Annotated in this window: 17 protein-coding genes; 6 read left to right on the top strand and 11 right to left on the bottom strand. The window is 63.5% G+C overall.

The genetic code is table 11. The annotated features are described in order from the left end of the window. Positions 1-68: 68 nt before the first annotated feature. The 5 genes from CWE17_RS11050 to CWE17_RS11070 are packed head-to-tail and all read right to left on the bottom strand — an operon-like array spanning position 69 to position 9,856. Complete coding sequence (locus tag CWE17_RS11050) at positions 69-440, bottom strand: phosphomannose isomerase type II C-terminal cupin domain (RefSeq protein ID WP_131457197.1); 372 nt, start codon at positions 438-440, stop codon at positions 69-71. Then, the gene (locus CWE17_RS11055; RefSeq protein ID WP_131457200.1) at positions 440-2,143 is read right to left on the bottom strand and encodes an AAA family ATPase; all 1,704 of its coding nucleotides are present in this window, start codon (positions 2,141-2,143) and stop codon (positions 440-442) included. Before CWE17_RS11055 ends, CWE17_RS11050 begins: the two co-directional genes overlap by 1 nt. Beyond that, positions 2,140-5,859, bottom strand: a complete 3,720-nt coding sequence (locus tag CWE17_RS11060; RefSeq protein ID WP_131457202.1) for a UvrD-helicase domain-containing protein — start codon at positions 5,857-5,859, stop codon at positions 2,140-2,142. The genes CWE17_RS11055 and CWE17_RS11060 overlap by 4 nt, the downstream gene beginning before the upstream one ends. After that, on the bottom strand, positions 5,856-9,206 hold the full coding sequence (locus tag CWE17_RS11065) for an exodeoxyribonuclease V subunit gamma (protein WP_131457204.1): 3,351 nt from the start codon (positions 9,204-9,206) through the stop codon (positions 5,856-5,858). The genes CWE17_RS11060 and CWE17_RS11065 overlap by 4 nt, the downstream gene beginning before the upstream one ends. Beyond that, complete coding sequence (locus CWE17_RS11070) at positions 9,200-9,856, bottom strand: metallophosphoesterase (protein ID WP_131457206.1); 657 nt, start codon at positions 9,854-9,856, stop codon at positions 9,200-9,202. Before CWE17_RS11070 ends, CWE17_RS11065 begins: the two co-directional genes overlap by 7 nt. A 126-nt stretch (positions 9,857-9,982) precedes the next feature. Here CWE17_RS11070 and CWE17_RS11075 point away from each other — a divergent pair, with 126 nt between their 5' ends. Beyond that, complete coding sequence (locus CWE17_RS11075) at positions 9,983-10,207, top strand: hypothetical protein (RefSeq protein ID WP_240789384.1); 225 nt, start codon at positions 9,983-9,985, stop codon at positions 10,205-10,207. A 60-nt stretch (positions 10,208-10,267) separates the two neighbouring features. Here CWE17_RS11075 and CWE17_RS11080 read toward each other — a convergent pair whose 3' ends face one another. From CWE17_RS11080 to CWE17_RS11090, 3 genes are read right to left on the bottom strand one after another with little or no spacing between them, the layout of a single operon-like run. Then, the gene (locus CWE17_RS11080) at positions 10,268-10,510 is read right to left on the bottom strand and encodes a hypothetical protein (protein ID WP_131457210.1); all 243 of its coding nucleotides are present in this window, start codon (positions 10,508-10,510) and stop codon (positions 10,268-10,270) included. Between the two features lie 55 nt (positions 10,511-10,565). Further along, on the bottom strand, positions 10,566-10,898 hold the full coding sequence (locus CWE17_RS11085; RefSeq protein WP_131457212.1) for an MgPME-cyclase complex family protein: 333 nt from the start codon (positions 10,896-10,898) through the stop codon (positions 10,566-10,568). Then, the gene (locus tag CWE17_RS11090) at positions 10,895-11,644 is read right to left on the bottom strand and encodes a pyridoxine 5'-phosphate synthase (RefSeq protein ID WP_131457214.1); all 750 of its coding nucleotides are present in this window, start codon (positions 11,642-11,644) and stop codon (positions 10,895-10,897) included. The genes CWE17_RS11085 and CWE17_RS11090 overlap by 4 nt, the downstream gene beginning before the upstream one ends. A 136-nt stretch (positions 11,645-11,780) precedes the next feature. Between CWE17_RS11090 and CWE17_RS11095 the strand changes: the two genes are divergently transcribed. The 4 genes from CWE17_RS11095 to grxD are packed head-to-tail and all read left to right on the top strand — an operon-like array spanning position 11,781 to position 13,706. Then, the gene (locus CWE17_RS11095; RefSeq protein ID WP_206338378.1) at positions 11,781-12,479 is read left to right on the top strand and encodes a 1-acyl-sn-glycerol-3-phosphate acyltransferase; all 699 of its coding nucleotides are present in this window, start codon (positions 11,781-11,783) and stop codon (positions 12,477-12,479) included. 26 nt (positions 12,480-12,505) lie between these two features. After that, the gene (locus tag CWE17_RS11100) at positions 12,506-13,045 is read left to right on the top strand and encodes a hypothetical protein (RefSeq protein ID WP_131457216.1); all 540 of its coding nucleotides are present in this window, start codon (positions 12,506-12,508) and stop codon (positions 13,043-13,045) included. Positions 13,046-13,103: 58 nt separating this feature from the next. Then, positions 13,104-13,337 carry a BolA family protein gene (locus tag CWE17_RS11105; protein WP_131457218.1) on the top strand — a complete coding sequence of 78 codons (234 nt, stop codon included), beginning with the start codon at positions 13,104-13,106 and terminating at the stop codon, positions 13,335-13,337. 45 nt (positions 13,338-13,382) lie between these two features. Further along, the gene (grxD, locus tag CWE17_RS11110; RefSeq protein ID WP_131457220.1) at positions 13,383-13,706 is read left to right on the top strand and encodes a Grx4 family monothiol glutaredoxin; all 324 of its coding nucleotides are present in this window, start codon (positions 13,383-13,385) and stop codon (positions 13,704-13,706) included. On the opposite strand, the gene CWE17_RS11115 is transcribed toward grxD, so the two are convergent. Next, complete coding sequence (locus CWE17_RS11115; RefSeq protein ID WP_131457222.1) at positions 13,703-13,969, bottom strand: DUF6761 family protein; 267 nt, start codon at positions 13,967-13,969, stop codon at positions 13,703-13,705. The two genes, grxD and CWE17_RS11115, sit on opposite strands and share 4 nt — an antisense overlap. Before the next feature lie 122 nt (positions 13,970-14,091). Between CWE17_RS11115 and CWE17_RS11120 the strand changes: the two genes are divergently transcribed. Continuing rightward, positions 14,092-14,817, top strand: a complete 726-nt coding sequence (locus tag CWE17_RS11120; RefSeq protein WP_240789405.1) for a response regulator transcription factor — start codon at positions 14,092-14,094, stop codon at positions 14,815-14,817. On the opposite strand, the gene CWE17_RS11125 is transcribed toward CWE17_RS11120, so the two are convergent. Together CWE17_RS11125 and CWE17_RS11130 are read right to left on the bottom strand one after the other, a co-directional pair. After that, positions 14,789-15,361 carry a hypothetical protein gene (locus tag CWE17_RS11125; protein ID WP_240789385.1) on the bottom strand — a complete coding sequence of 191 codons (573 nt, stop codon included), beginning with the start codon at positions 15,359-15,361 and terminating at the stop codon, positions 14,789-14,791. The genes CWE17_RS11120 and CWE17_RS11125 overlap by 29 nt on opposite strands. 1 nt (position 15,362) lies before the next feature. Then, complete coding sequence (locus tag CWE17_RS11130) at positions 15,363-15,647, bottom strand: hypothetical protein (protein WP_131457224.1); 285 nt, start codon at positions 15,645-15,647, stop codon at positions 15,363-15,365. Positions 15,648-15,666 lie beyond the last annotated feature (19 nt).

The raw sequence follows: 15,666 nt of genomic DNA on the forward strand, positions 1-15,666 counted from the left end.
CAGGCTTGCAACGTCCAATCGGTCGAAACCGTGCTGTATTGCTTGCCCTTTCTTCAAAGGCTTGATCTTCAACTTATCACCCTGCCGAAATCATCTTCCAGACGCTCAATATCGGTTTCCTCAAGGTGGGTTCCGTGCTGAACCTCGATGATCAGCAGATCTCCTTCACCGCCTCGGGCTCGGTGGATGGCTCCGCAGGGGATGTGCAGGGTGGATCCAGGGGTTGCCTGATGCCAGTGTCCATCGCAGAAGAGCTCGCCCTCCCCGCTCACGACCGTCCAGTTTTCGCTTCGGTGTTGATGCCGCTGCAGGCTCAGCCGCTGGCCGTTGCGGATCAGTAGACGCTTGAGCTTGTAACCGGGGCCTTCGAGTAGATCCTCGTACCAACCCCAGGGGCGCTCTACCCGTTGGCCTGCAAGGGATTCAGGGAGTAACCCCATCAAAGCGCTGCCTCCGATGACGACTCCAGCTTGGCTGGATCTGTCGCCGTCAGCAGGAGTAGCTGTTGACGGGCTCTGGTGATGGCGGTGTAAAGCAGGGCGCACTCCTGCTGGGGGCGTTCCTGATCCCGAAGCGCTCCTGGCCAGAGCAGCAGGACGTGATCCGCCTCGCTGCCCTGGGCTTTGTGCACGGTCAGGGCCAGGGCCGGTTCCAGTGCTTTCAGTCGTGCGGGGTGCAGCAGCCGTGGACTTGCGGTCCCGGTGGCATCGATGCATCGGAAGAGCACGCGCCGCTGAGGGCCTGCCCCGATCGTGAGGCCCCGATCACCATTGGCGAGCCCAAGCTCTGGTTGGTTGGCGGCACAGAGCACCGGAACCCCTGGGGGCCAGGCCTCGACACCTCCTTCGGGAAGCAGGGTCCGATGCAACATGTCGACCCCCCAGGCGCCCACCCTGCGCGGGCAGAGCACCTGCAGTCGGTCCAGCTCATCGAGGGCCTGGTCGGCGGCGGCTGCATCCAGGTTGTCGCCCATGGGCTCAGTCGGTCCGGGGGGGAGAGCAGCCACGGCGTTTTGAAGCGTGTTCAGGTGGTCTCGCAGGGCCTTGGTCACCGCAGGGGGGATGGCGCGTCGATCCCCCTGTTGCCATTGCAGATTCTCGCTAGACCCTGAGGCCGCAGTGCTGTGGCGGCAAGCGCGCCAGAAGGCTTCGATTCCCTGATCCCGCAACACGCCGCTGAGTCGGGCCAGAGCGCCTCGATTGCGATACACCCGATGCAGCTCGATTGCTGCAGATCCAAATCGTTGCCGTTGCGCATCCTCCTGGAGGTGCTGCCAGACAGCACCGGCGCCAATTGGTGGCAGTTGGGCCGCATCGCCCACCAGCACCAGTTGCGCAGTCTCGGGCAAGGCCTCAAGCAGCGCAGTGGCCAGATTGAGATCCACCATCGACATCTCATCGACAACAAGCAGGTCGAGGGGGAGAGGTCGGCGTTGATGACGCCCGAAGCCCCGGGACCCTGCCTCCAGCCAGCGATGCAGGGTGGCGCAGGGAAGGGCCGCCAGGGCCGGTTGCAGGGACTGCGGCAGACACTCTCGGCCGTTGCGGATGGCGTCTTGGAGCCGACCGGCTGCTTTGCCTGTGGGTGCGGCAAGCCCGATGCGTAGCTCGGGCTGGTCGCTGACGACCTGAGCCAGCATCCGAACCACAGTGCTGGTTTTTCCGGTGCCTGGGCCACCGCTGAGCAGCACAAGCCGGTGCTGTCGGATCGCCGCGACCGCCGCCAGCTGCTCTGGGTTCAGCCCCTTGATCCAGGGAGACTGCTCCAGCGTCGGCTGCTCCAGCGTCGGCTGTGTCGCTGGATCGGTCTCGTGGATGTCGGGCGATGCAGCAACCCGCTCGAGAAGACGCAGCACCAGAGTCTCCATCCCCTCATGCCAGCGCCGAAAGGCCAGCTTGGATTCATTGAGCACCAGAGGGCTTCGGGGTCCGTTGAGCCATCCGCTCTGGTGCAAAGGCAGATGCTGCTCTGGCTGCAGAGGTAGCCAGGTGATCCCTTGGGCCAGCGCCGCGGTGAGATCCACCAGGATTCGATCCAGCATCGGGTCGTCTTGATCGGGGGGGAGGGAGCGGCGCAGGAGTTCGATCAAGCCGCGACTCACCGGGGCGGACCAGTCACTTGGAAGGGAGTTGGCGTCTCTCATGGGATCACTCCCTCCAGTTGTTGATTGAGGTGCAGGATCCTCTCGACTGGTGCCGGTTCCACCAGAATCCCAGGAGTGAACTCGGGTGCTGCTGGAGCACTCAGCTGTTCTGGCTCCGGCACACCGCGCAAAAAGACATAGACGTAGCCCCCCAGATTGCGCTGCGGGTCGTAGCCCGGCAATCGCCATTCCAGAAAACGATGGAGGGCCACCATGTAGAGATGGGCCTGAAGTGGGTAGTGGTGCTTGACCATCTCCTCCAGGAGTGCCTCTCGCTGGTAGTGACATGGGCCACAGGCGAGCACCTGGCCATCGCCGTCCCGTTCTCCCAACCAGTTGCTTTTCCAGTCGGCCACCCACCAGCGGGAGGTCTGGGGATTGTTCGTGTCGGAGAACATCAAGTCGATGGATCCCGTGAGGAAGCCTCGGCTGTGGATGGACAGGCTCGCGACGCGGTCGGCATAGCTCCCCGAGAAGCTGTGCTCGGGTTGGATCCGAAAGCTGGCCGCCAGGGCGTGGGCTTGGATGGCGCGACCCCGATGGGCAATGGGCAGATCGAAGCTGAGCTCGTGGCGCCGGCGATCGTCAGCGATCTGTTCGAGGCGCAGGGCACCGAGCGGGCCGCCGAGGGGCACCTTCAGCAGTCGGGCCAGGCCTTGCTGCACGCTCGCTTGCAGATCAGCCTCCAGGCCGGCCCGGCGCAGTTCCTGGGCAATCACCTCGGCGCTGCCGGGATCTGCCGCCGCCGTTGCGAAATTCACCCTTTCGAGCATGCGATGCAGGCAGTCGCCGGCCGCAGGGCCGCGTGGAAATCCACTCAGGGGACCCATGCGACTGGCCGGATCCTCAGGCACTCTCTCGTCCTGAACCTTGTCGTGATCAATCGTGTCGCTTGCGGGGCTTCCAGGGGGGGCATCAACGGGGCTGATGGGATCACGATCGCGTCCCTCCTCCAGGGTGCGGGGATCATCGGTTCTGGCAGCGGCATGGTCGCCTCCCCCGCTGCTGCTCCAGGCTGAGTAACTGCTCCGGCCCCAGATCCTGTCCAGCGATCGCTCGGGAATTGGACCCAGTTGCAGAGCAACCGGTTCAACGGAGCGTCGCCAGGCCTTGACGGGAGCCTCGGGGTCAAGGAGCTGGCGGCTGATTCCGACTGGCTCGGTCGCCAGCCAGCGCGTCAGAGGGTTGTGTTCATGGCCGCCGGCCTGGGCGTCGATGAGGATCAGCTGACGAACGGCGCGAGTCATTGCCACATAGGCAAGACGTTCGGTTTCGGCGCCGATCTCAGCCTCTTCTTCCTCAGCGGCCCTTCGGCCGCAACCCCAGTGGCGGTTGATGGCCACGGTCCAGCCATCGCTCCGGCGCCAGAGCGGCCCCTCGGCTTCCTGGGGCATCTGCCAGAGGTAAGGGCAGATCACCACTGGATATTCCAGGCCCTTGCTGCGGTGCACCGTGACAACGGCGACAGCGTCTTCGGCGTGGTCGCTGTGGGGTTGCCGTTCGTCGGATGGGCTTGGTTCCGGTTGGAGACGCTGTCGTCGCAACCAGTCGGCGGCACTGGAGGCATCCAATCCCAGGCGGTGAATCGTGTCTTGGACAAGGCGTGCGCATTGCTGGAGGTCTCCGAGAAATCGGCCCCGCTCCGTCAGTGCTGCCATGGTTTCCCCCGCCAAGATCTGGGACAGGCAGCCCAGCAGACCAAGGGTGGGCAAGGCATCGGCGAGATTTCGCACCTGCTGGGCGAGTTGATCGAGACCCCCGTCTGCTTCTGCGCTGGCAAGCTTGTGGGCAGACCACTGGAGAAGGGCTGAGCAGGCCAACAGTCGCAGCGTGCCGTCATTGGCAGGACTGGCCAGGCTGTCGAGCAATCGCTGCAGCGCTTCTGCTGCTGCACTGTTGAACACGTCGCCGCGGCTGACCAACCGACTCGGCAGGCCGATGGCTGCTAGCTGGGCGCGGATCGCTTCGGCCTGTCGGTGCCGACTGACGAGCACGCAGAGGTCGGCAGGACTGAGCTCCGCATGGCGATGCATGAGCTCACTGCTCACACCAGCCACCAGCCTGGGCAACAGATCCTCCAAGACGGTTTTGCTGGCGATGGAGGTTTCCCCTGATTCCGGCAGGTTCAACACCTGGAGTGGTTCAGGGCCGTCGGGACCCGCGAGGGGCTGGGCAGAACTCTTGGCATCCAGGGCTGGAACCTCCAACCGCGATTGCTCCAGACCCGTTGCCATGAGCTGGTTGAGTCCCAGCATCAGAGGAGGTGTTGTTCGGTAGTTGTCGAGCAGGGCATCGATCCGGTCGGCCTGTTGGCGCGCCTCCCGATAGGTGTTCAGGTCACCGCCGCGAAATCGATAGATCGCCTGCTTTGGATCGCCGACCATCAGAAGCAGATGCGACGCACCGGTGGCGAAAGCAGTGCGCAGTAATCGCCATTGCAGAGGATCGGTGTCTTGAAATTCGTCGATCAGGGCCACCCGGTAGCGGCGGCGAAGTTCGCTGATCCACCGCTGCTGTTGTTCTTCGCTCTGGCTTGCTGGATCGAGGGCGTCGAGCAGTCCGGAGAAGCCAATCACTCCCCGGCGGTTGCGCCGCTCTTTCAGGGCGGCCGCACCACTGATCAGCGCATGGCGCCAAACCTGTTCGCTGGGGCCGTCCCAGAGGGCGGCGATCGCCTCCATGGTCTGCGGACAGGGCAAGCGGGGCTGCGCCTCTCCGCAGGCTCGGGCCACGCGAGAGAAGGTGCCGGGATGGAAGTAGCCCCCGAGTAAGGGCTGTTTTCGCACGTAGCCGTAGCGTATTCGTGCTATTTGCGTGTCATTGGACCGTCCTGCGGGTGTTGCAAGTCCGGCTTGTCTCATCCAGTCGCTCAGAGCGCTTGCTCGTTGCGTTCGCGGTTTGGGGCTGTAGGGGGTGGTGCGATTGCTGCTGCAGCCTCGGCTGCGCCAATCGGCAGCTGCTGCGCAAAGCGCCGTTTCCAGCTCGTCGCCGTTCTCCTGCCACTGCTTCTTGGCGCTCAGCCAGCGCTGCTCGATCCATGATTCGAACTGCTCCTTGAGGGGGGCGTTGGGATCGGGTGGATCGTTGCCCGGATCAATGCGCACTCCACTATCCCCATCGAGGCGCCGCAGGGCTTCGCTGAGGGTCTCCGGGGAGAGCTGCGCCATCTGCAACCCCTTCACATCCTCTGGATCCAGCGACAGCACCTGTTGCTGCCAGTAGTCATGGGCCACCTCATGGCAGAGGTCGGCGTTGTCGCTCTCCAGATCGGGATCCATAACGGCACCGCTCTGCAGGGACAAACGCCGGAGCGTGCGGTGACAGAAGCCATGGATGGTGGTGATGTCAGCTTTCTCCAGGCCGTCGAGGGCGGTGAGAAGGCAACTGGCGATCTCCCGCCGCCGGTTGCCATCGGCTCCGTGGCGTTCCAGCCAGGCGCGCAGCACCGGATCAGCGTCGCTCGGGACCTGGTCATTTTCGATCTGAGTGAGCCCCTGTAGGGCAAGATCCAGTCGCCGCCCGATGCGATCCTGAAGCTCTGCAGCTGCCGCATCGGTGAAGGTCACCACCAGCAACTGCTCGATGCGCAGATTCCGCTCCGTGATCAGACGCAACACCAGATGCGCCAGAGCGAAAGTCTTGCCCGTGCCAGCACTGGCCTCAAGGAGTCGAACGCCTCCATCCAGGGGGTAGTCGTTGTGCTCAAAACGTCTCACGCTTTCAGCGCCTCCCCCATCGGCAAGTAGAGGCAGGAGAAGGCCCGCTCGAATCCGGGAGCATTGAGGAGCTCGCGGCTCTCACAGCCATCGCCGAAGCAGGCACGCATCTCCGCCCGCTCCCGTTCGGGCCAACCCTGGAAGTCACCCTGCCAGCTCTTGTGGAAGGCCTGGTCAGCGGCCTCCTGGCCTTTCTGCCATTGACGCAGGCGTGCCAGGCCGCTTGCTGGAGGCACTGGCCAGCACTGTTTCAAGCCTTTGTTGGCTGCAGTGTGCAAGGCAGCGAGATGACGCTCAGCCAGCTCAGGCTCGATCGGTTGCCAGTGCAGAAGCACCTCAAACTGATCGCCCTTGCCCTGGCGATCTGAACGACCGATCACAGCGGTTTCGCATTCGTACCCTTCCAGCTGGGCTTCAAGGTGGCGAAGCCAGCCCAGCAGCGCTGAGCGGGCTTGCAGCTTGCCGGCCTGTGGCAGCAGCTGACAGCGCCCTGTCAGGAGTCGACCGCTGCGCAGCTGTGGCGTCCCGAAGCTCAGCAGACAGCGCTGAAGACCTTGCCAGCGCTGTTCCAGTCGCTCCTGCTCCACCGAAGCCGCTGCCGCAGGCGGCAGAATTCCCCTGCCAGCACAACGACTGAGCCAGTCCCCCTGCTTTGCTTCCTGCCAGGGCAGAGCGTTTGGTTGCTTCAGGGTTTGGAGCGCTTCCTCCAGCTGTTGCTGAAGCAGCCCCTGACGCTGGCGTTCCCCCAGGTCGAGGGCTTCAAGATCCTCGATGGGCTCCAACCATTCCCCTGGCCTGAGCCCTTGTTGCTCCAGCCAGCAGCGCTGCGGGGCCAGGAGCCAGCGTTCCAGTTGCTCGGTCTCTAGTCGAGTCCCCTCGGAGCTGTCCTCTTCATGGCTGTGGGCCGGACCGCTGTCTGCAAGGCCGCCCGGCCACTGCAGCGGCATGGCCAGGGCATGGCCTCTCCTGCCGGCTTCTCTCTCTCCTCCACGGTCAAGCTCCCTTCGGGCAGCGAGGAGTCGTTGGTCGCAGCTAGGCAGAGCGCCCGTTGACTGCGTTTGGAAATTGCCAGGGTCTAGGGGATTGGCCGGAGGCTGCAGCAGCACCTGGGCCATCGCGTTCTCGCCGAGTTGTTCCCTCAGGAGGGTGAGCCACTGCTGGACCGGGGCTGCTGGTGGAAGCGGTTCTCCGCTGCGCTCATCACGGGCATTCCAGCTGAGCATCAGATGCTGGCGCGACGACAGCAGGGCCTCCAGCAGCACATAGCGATCCTGATCGCTGCTGGAGGGATCTCCCAGCCGCCGGATCTGCTCCAGCAAATGGAACCCTGGGCGCTCGTTCTGGCGGGGGAAGCTGCCCGCATCCAGTCCCATCAGCACCACGACCCGGTGGGGAATTGCGCGCATCGGTTCCAGCGCACTGATGGTGAGGGCTCCGCTGCGATGGCCGAAACGACCGCTGTCGTTGGAGAGGGCTTCCTGTAAGACGGCTCGCACCACTGCGGCATCCAGCAACAGTGGACAGTCGAGGCTGCGCTCTCTCCAGAGCTCAAGGGCATCCAGAATGGCCTGGCGCTCCCAACCCCATCGGCCACCGTCACCGAATAGCTCCTCCAGCAGAGACGTGAGGGTGGTGATCCAGCTGCTGCAGTGTCGTGGGGAACGCAATCGGTCGATCCAGCGGGCCAGCTTGTCCAGAAGCGTCCACCAGCGGCCGACCTCATCCGCTGTCAGTTCATCGCTAAAAGGAGCGGCGTCGGCGAGGAGCCAGCCCTCCTGGTCGGGCAGCATCAGACCCAGTAACCATCGATCGAGGCACCAGCGCAGGCTGTGGCTTGGGTCGCCGTGACGCTCCCGTTCATTCAGCCCCCAGCGGAACCCAGTGCGTTGCAGACAGCGGTGCATGGCATCCAGCTCGCCTGCCGTCAGTCCCTGCAGCTCCTGCAGGGCAGGGTTGGCGAGCAACTGTTCCAGTCCTGTGGCTGTGAACCGATCTGCTGCCAGGGCCAGGAGGCTTAGAAACCCCTGCATCAGGCCTGGTGCCTCCTGTTGGCTGCGGTCGGTTAGCCGCCAAGGCATCAGCACGCCCGTGGCATCAGCATCGTTGAAGGCTGATGCCAGAAGGGGAGCGAAACGGTCGATCTGGGGCGTCATCACCAGCACGTCCCTGGGTTGAAGGGTCGGGTCAGCAGCCAGCCATTGCAGGATCTGATCCCGCACCAACTGCACCTCTCGCCAGCGACCGGGACTGGCGAGGAAACGCAGGGAGTGGTCGTTCGTCTCGAGAGTGAGCGTCGGTGTGCTGCCTTCCACCAGCTGCTGCTGCACCTGGGCGAGCAGGCTCGGGGTTTGTTGTTGCTCCCTGGCCATGCTGACCGGTGCCGCGAACAGGTCCCTCTGTTCCCATGCTCCGAGCTGGCACTCTCCGCTGCCTTCGAGAAGCAGCTGGAATTCAGCGCCCATCCGCCCAAGCATGGCTTCAAGTCGAGGTGACTCCAACAGCCAGGAGCCATCCAGTGGGGTCTGCCAGCGTTCTCCCAGACGACGTCGTCGGTGTTCGGAGCGCTCCCATAGGTCTGGACAGGGGGTGAGCAGAAAAATCTGCACATCGATGCAGCCTGAGAGGGCCTGGAGCAGCTCTACTTGGATCGGGGCCATGCTGCTTAGACCGAACAGCCGCAGACAGCGGGGAAGGGGCAGCACGGGGGACTCGCCGGCGCGCAGGCGCTTCACGGCCTCCATGACCTGCAGCCCAAAGGGCGCCGTCGGCAGCTTGTCGGCGAGCAAGCGGGCCAGTTCGGGTTGCCAGCGCAGCGACTCAGCGAGTGCACTGCTGGCATCGGAGTCGTGGGCGAGCCAGCGTCCGAGCTCATCGGCGCGGTACAGCGCGTAATCATCGATGGCATCGGCGAGGCTGCGGGCCAACAGCCAGTGATCGCGGTTGAGCTGACCTCGCTCGCAGGGATGGAGCTCCATCCATTGGCGCAGGGGGGCAGCGGCTGGTTGCTGGAGCAGCTCGGGGAGCACCTCCAGCACTGGCCAGACGAGCCGCTCGGCCCGCCAGGGATCCTCGCCGCCCCTGGGGTCACCTTCTGTGCCATCGCAGCCCGTGCCCTCACCGAGAACGGCTCGCACCAGTTCACGAAGACTGGCGCCTGGGAACGGAAAGCGCACCAGGGCACTGATTCCGTTGACAACAGCCAACTGTTCCCCGAGCCAACGGCTGGTGGGCCAGGTGTTGACGACCACTTCGATTTCTTCGAAGGGCGAGGGGGGATCGAGGCGCAGCTGTTCCGCCAGCAGCTGCGCCAGCCATTCCGCCCGATTGCTTCTGAAGATGGTCAGCAAGAGGCGGACGCAATGAGTTCCTGCTGGTGCTGGGGTGCAGGAATCGGAAGTGCTGTCTGACCCATCACCTGCACCACGGCATCGGTTTCAGGGCAGAAGGCCGAGAGTCGTCCCCCATAGACGGCGCCGGTGTCGATCATCACGATGTGTTGGCGTCGCTCCACGCTGGGCCTCGGGGTGTGACCCACCACCACGCGGCCGAAGCGGCCGTCGTAGGTCTCCCAGAAGGGTTCGCGGATGCGTAGATCAGGGCGACCTTGAGGGTCAAAGCCTGCATGGGTCGCGATCCAGCCTTTGCCTCGATAGTGGTCTGGCAGGGTCTGGAGACGCTGCAGCCACTGGCGGGTGAGGCCATCGCCGAGCTGGCGGTAGGTGTCGATCCTCAGCAGGCTCTGGTGTGCGTCTGATGACCGTTGCTCAAGGGCTTCGATCAGGTTCTGCTCGTGGTTGCCCCGCAACCAGGTGGCTCGACCGTTGCAGACCAGCTCCCAGACCAGATGGAGAGTGTCTGCGATTCCAGGTCCGCGGTTAATCACGTCGCCGCAGAGCACCAGATGGTCCCGGGTTGGGAGCACGGCCAGCAGCTGGATCAGGGAGGCATGACAGCCGTGCACATCACCGATCACCCAGTGACGCTCAGCTGATGCCACCTCGTTTCCGCTCCATCACATCGCTCTGCATCGGATTCTGACGGAGCCCCCCTCCCCTGTCATCGACCCTGTCTACGGTGTTGCATCGCTCAAAGGGGGTGGTCTGTGGATCCACGTTCATTGCCGGTGCCTCGGAGGGTTGCGTTGCTGGTTCAGGCTCTCAACGGTGCCCCTCGCACCAATGAGGCCCTAGCCAAGGCTGCCGATGGGGAGGAGATGCTCGATGTGCTGGTGGGTGCTTCCAACAAGCTGGGCTTGGGGCTAACCCGCGAGCATCTGCGCAATACACCGCCGATTAGGGATTGGGTGTGGTGGCACAAGAAGCAGGCACCCTTCACGATCGGTAGCTGAGGGTGCGTTGCTGAGGTAGCGATCAAGAGGCTTTCGATCCAGCCTGTATTGATGAGGAGATCACCAAGGAAATTCCTTGGCGGTCGCCCCCTCCGGACAGGGATCAGAGGCCCGACCTCCCGGCAGATCCTCGTCGCCAATGATGTCGTTCAGATACGCCGCGCAGAGTTGTTCTGGGGTGAGGGACTCCACCCAGTTGTCCCAGCCGCCGCCCGAGTCAGCACTGACGGTGATGACCGTCGACGCGCTGAGCATGGCCAGCAAGGTGGCGCTGCCAAAACGAAACCGGTGGGACCTTGTCATCGCTCCAGACCGATGGCTGTCTTCAGCATGACCACGGTTGTGGGCAGCCGTGGCTTTAGGCCGCTGTTCCGGCGCAGCTGGCGAGGGCATCGGGAATCGACGCGCTCGGGGCTTCGAAGCGGCCCTCGGCCACAAATTCCAGACGCAGCTTCATGAAGGTGATGAAGCTGGCATCGGTGGAGACCACGGCAGCCGATGGGCTGGGTACCTGTGCTGCGAGTTCCGCCAGCTCGGGAGCGCTGAGGAATGCCGGTTGACGGATCAGCCAGAAGTCGATCTCTCGGCCCTGCTCGGCGTAATGACGGCGTCGCTCACTCAGCACTTCTTCCAGAGGTTCCTCCTCGGTCAGGAAGCGTTCACTGGCGGCGACGAAGTGATAGGTGGTCATGGCTGAAGGCTTCCAAAGAGCGGCTCACGGCGGGGATTCTGGACCAGCCGCTTCATCTCCCTGACGGCGGCCTCGAGGCCAACCACAAGAGATCGCGCCACGATCGTATGGCCGATGTTCAACTCTTCCATGCCCTCGATGGCTGCCACGGGCTCCACGTTTTGATAGGTGAGTCCGTGGCCTGCATTCACCCTGAGTCCAAGGCTGCGGGCATGGGCTGTTGCTTCCGTCAGTCGAGCTAATTCAGCCGGCTGTGCGCTCCAGTTCGCTTCCGCGTAGGTGCCGGTGTGGAGCTCAACCCAGCGTGCCCCGCAGCCGATGCTGGCCTCCAGTTGCTCAGGATCAGGGTCCACGAACAGGCTCACGGGGATGCCGGCGGTCTGCAGCCTCTCCACCACGCCTTTGAGGCTGATGAGCTGTGCCCTCACATCCAGGCCTCCCTCCGTGGTGACTTCCTCCCTCCGTTCGGGCACGAGGGTGACCATGTCAGGACGGATTCTTCTTGCGATCTGTTCCATCTCGGCCGTGGCGGCCATTTCCAGATTCAGACGGCTGCGGACGGTTTGGCGGAGCAGCTCCACGTCTCGGTCTTGGATATGACGACGATCTTCGCGGAGATGCACGGTGATTCCATCGGCACCGCCGAGTTCCGCCAGCATCGCCATCGGCACCGGATCGGGTTCGACCGTGCGTCGTGCCTGGCGCACGTTGGCGATGTGATCGATGTTGACGCCGAGGCTGGCCACGTCCGTTGCTTCCTGGGTCCAAAACCCTAACGAGGGGTCAGGGCGTCACTGGCCGCAGAACCAACTGCCCAGCCTTCTCTGGAAATGTAGGGGCCGGACCTTAAGTTCCGAGATAGTCCAAGACCACCGGGGCGCGGTGACCTCAAGCCTGGCGACACGCGAAAGTGCCCTTGGTTCGGGGATTAATCCCTTTTGGGCTCCCCTGGCGATGGTGCTCACCCAGGATCTCGCTCTGCGCAGTTATTTCCGCGAGCGACTCGTGCTTGGGGAACACAATTTGCCCCTGGAGGGTCCGATCCTGCTGGCGCCGACCCATCGGGCCCGCTGGGATGCCCTGATGCTGCCGATGGCTGCCGGTCGACGGATTACAGGCCGCGACTGTCGCTTCATGGTGACCCGCACGGAAATGGACGGCGTGCAGGGGTGGTTTCTCCATCGCCTCGGTTGCTTTGCTGTGGACCAGGGACGCCCGTCGCTCACCACCTTGCGCTTTGCGATTGATCTGCTGGCGGCTGGGCAGCAAGTGGTGGTGTTCCCAGAAGGTCGTATTAATCGCAGTGATGAGCCGATCCGCCTTCAGCAGGGGCTGGCCCGCTTGGCCCTGCTCGCGCGCCGACAGGGAGTTCCGGTGCGCGTGCTGCCTGTTGGCCTTGCTTACAGCGAAGCTAGGCCGCGCTTCTGCGGACGCGCAGCAATCTGTTTCGGCGAAGCGATGGCCGTGGAGGGAAGTGGCCGTGAGGCGGTGCGTGCCTTCAATGCCGATCTGGCCTTGCGGATGCAATCAGCTGAACAAGCGGCCAGGGAGGCAGTGGGTCGACCCCTCTACTCCCCCTAAAGTCCGGCCACTGTTCCGGTCTGATCATGCGTTCCCGCCTCTCGCTGACCGCCCTGGCTCTGGTGGCTGGTCTGTCTCTTTCTCCCGCGGCCGGCCTCGCGCAGACCAGCGAGGACAGCCAGGCCTCAAAGGTGCTGGCGTCCGGTGGTGCCGGTTTCAACGTGGCCGCTGTTCAGTCTCTGATCAACCGTGGTGATGCGGCGGTCGCCGCCGGCAATCTGGCCGAGGCTCGCAAGGACTATGACAATGCCCGTGCAGCAGCCAAGCAACTCCTGGCATTCTACCGGGATCTGAGTGGTGCGTTCCGAGGTCTGGATGCTCGGATTCCCCGCGAAATGGACGCCAAGGGTCGTGCTGCACTGGGTCTGCTGGCTGAGGCCAATCTCAGGTTGGCGGCCCTCTTCCGCCGTCAGAATCAACCCGAGGTTGCCGTTCCTGTGCTCGTGGAGGTGGTGCGGTTGATGACCCCCTCCCAGGCCCAAGGTCAAAAGGCCTATCAGAGCCTGGTGGAATTGGGTTTTGTCGAGACGCCCTTCGCCGCTGCCAAAACCGCTCCCGGCAGCTGAGCCTGACCGCTCGTCTCCCTGATCTGTCAGCATCAGTCTCCAGCTGAAGCACCCGGTGATGGTTCAACCCGATGCGGTGGCCGCGGCAATACGCCGTGCCCTTCCTGACGCCCATGTGGATGTGGAAGACCTCACCGGCGGTGGCGACCACCTTCAGGTGCGGGTGATCTCCTCTGGTTTCGCCGGTCTCAACCGGATCCGTCAGCATCAGCTCGTCTACAAAGCGCTGCGAGACGAGCTCGCTAGTGAGGCGATCCATGCCCTGGCACTCACCACGTCAACACCCGACTAAGTCCTCTTTCGCTCCTTTCGCTTTTTTTCGCCAATCTCTTTTGCCATGGATGCTCAGACCCAGGCCCGAATCGAGGCCTTGATTCAATCCAGCCCGATCTTCGTGTTCATGAAGGGCACCAAGCTGATGCCCCAGTGCGGCTTCTCCAACAACGTGGTGCAGATCCTGCATGCTCTGGGCATGCCCTTCGAAACCTTCGATGTGCTCTCTGACATGGAGATCCGCCAGGGCATCAAGGAATTTTCCGAATGGCCCACCATCCCTCAGGTGTATGTGAAGGGGGAATTCATGGGCGGATCCGACATCCTGATCGAGATGTACAACTCCGGCGAGCTCAAGGAGAAACTGGAGGTGGCTCTCGCCTCCTAGTGCTGAGGCTGCCGATAAAGGGCACTCACGTCCCCATCGGGGCCGATGAAGCTGGACGGATCCAAGATCCAGCGATCCACTAAGGCCTCCAATCGGGCTTGATCCCTCGGTTCGAGAGCCCCTGTGCGGCGTAGGGCATGCAGATACCCGTCGGCGTAGAGCCTCAGTTCCGAGGGGCTGTGGTAGCGAAGTGTCAGTTCCTGGCAGGCGTCACACAGCGACTGGAAGTGTCGAATCGCCTCCGGATGCTGCAGGGATGTCATGACCTGTGAGGACGGCAGCCTCTGTTACCAGCGTGCCTTGGAATTGGCCTTAGCGTAAGCAGGCAATCAACAGCCATGTGACCTCCTCTTCCCGCGACCTTCTGCAGACCGGTAGTCCTCAGGTGACCACTGTTGCAGTGCCCCATCAAAGCGGCGGGGGTCCAAAGGAGCCGTCCAGGGTTCTGGTGGTCGAACCGCACCCCACCCTGCGTACCGTGCTGGTGCAGCGCCTGCGTCAGGACGGCCACCTCACGGCTGCCGTGTCCAACGCTGCTGAGGCTCTGGAGGTCTGCCAGGACCAGTCCCCTGATCTCTTGATCAGTGCTGAAATCCTGGATCACAGTTCCGCCCTGCGCCTGGGCCAGCAGCTGCGTTGCCCCGTGATTGTGCTCACGGCCCGCAGCGGAGCCGAGCCAGTGGTGGGTCTCCTTGATGAAGGGGCTGACGATGTCTTGCGCAAGCCATTTGGCCTGGAGGAACTGGCGGCTCGCTGTCGCACCCTGCTGCGACGGGGTGGCACCGGCCTGCAGGAGCGCGTCACCGTCGGTCCCCTTGAGGTGCATCTGCTGCTGAGGCAGGTGACTCTGAGAGAACAACCCGTTGAACTCAGTCCCAGGGAGTTCGCTCTGCTCTGCGCTCTGCTCATGCCGCCTGGCATGGTGCGTAGCCGTCAGGATCTGTTGCGGATGGCCTGGCCACCCTTCAGCGGCGGGCCCCGCTCCGTTGATACACAGGTGCTAACGCTGCGCCGCAAGCTCGAGCAGGCTGGCCTCGGCGAAGGAGGTGGGATTACCACCGTTCGGCAGCAGGGCTATCGCTTCAGCCTGGAACACCTGCCGGCATCGTGATCCATCCCTGTTGCAAGCCAAGGCCCAGTGCCATCTCACCCGCAAGCATCAGCGACGCCAGGACGGCTAGCAACTGATAGGTCCAAGGAGGGGTCAGCCGGCCGATTCCTTGCGTGTTGAGTCCACTGCACTCTTGAAAGACGGCAAGAAAACGATCGAAATCAGCAATGCGCTGGGGAAGCAGATAGTGGCTCTGCCCTTTGGTGCTGACGTAAAACACCGTTCCTCCCTGACTGGTGCCCATCGGCACGAGGGCACGAATCTCAGGCCAGCTGAGCTGCCAACCGCGGCGAATCAACCAGCGACACCAGAGGGGGTGGCCCACCTGGATCCCCTGGGGGCTTAAGCGAACCTCTTCGCTGAGCATGGCCAAGACCAGCCCGAGGCCCATGGGGGCAGCGAGCAGCAGCACGACACGAAGCCCCGGTGGTGCGAGCAGGGGCAGCGGCAGGACCAAGGCCAGATAGACACTGATCAGGGTGCCCCGGATCAGAGGGGAGATCCGGAAACACTGCTCACCACCGCTCAATCCAGTGGCAACCACCTCAGCGATCCTCGGGCGATCCGGGCAGAGGTTCAATCAGTTCGCTGGGCTGATAGCGGCCCTGGAAGACCTCGGCCTCGCGCCCTTTCCAGAACTCACCGAGTCGCATCAGGTCGGCATGGGCCTCCTGGATGCTGCGCATATAAGCCTCAGGACTCATGCCCTCTCGAGCTTCTTTGAGCTTCGCCAGTCGCAGCATCTGCAGCATCCATGGCTTGCTCAGCTCGCCGCGGGACTCCATGTAGCGGGCGAGCTCAGCGGCCGAGGGCTGGGGGGTAGCTGCCATCTCACAGGTCAAGCAATCA

The organism is Synechococcus sp. BS56D (assembly GCF_004332405.1).
Taxonomy (GTDB): domain Bacteria; phylum Cyanobacteriota; class Cyanobacteriia; order PCC-6307; family Cyanobiaceae; genus Synechococcus_C.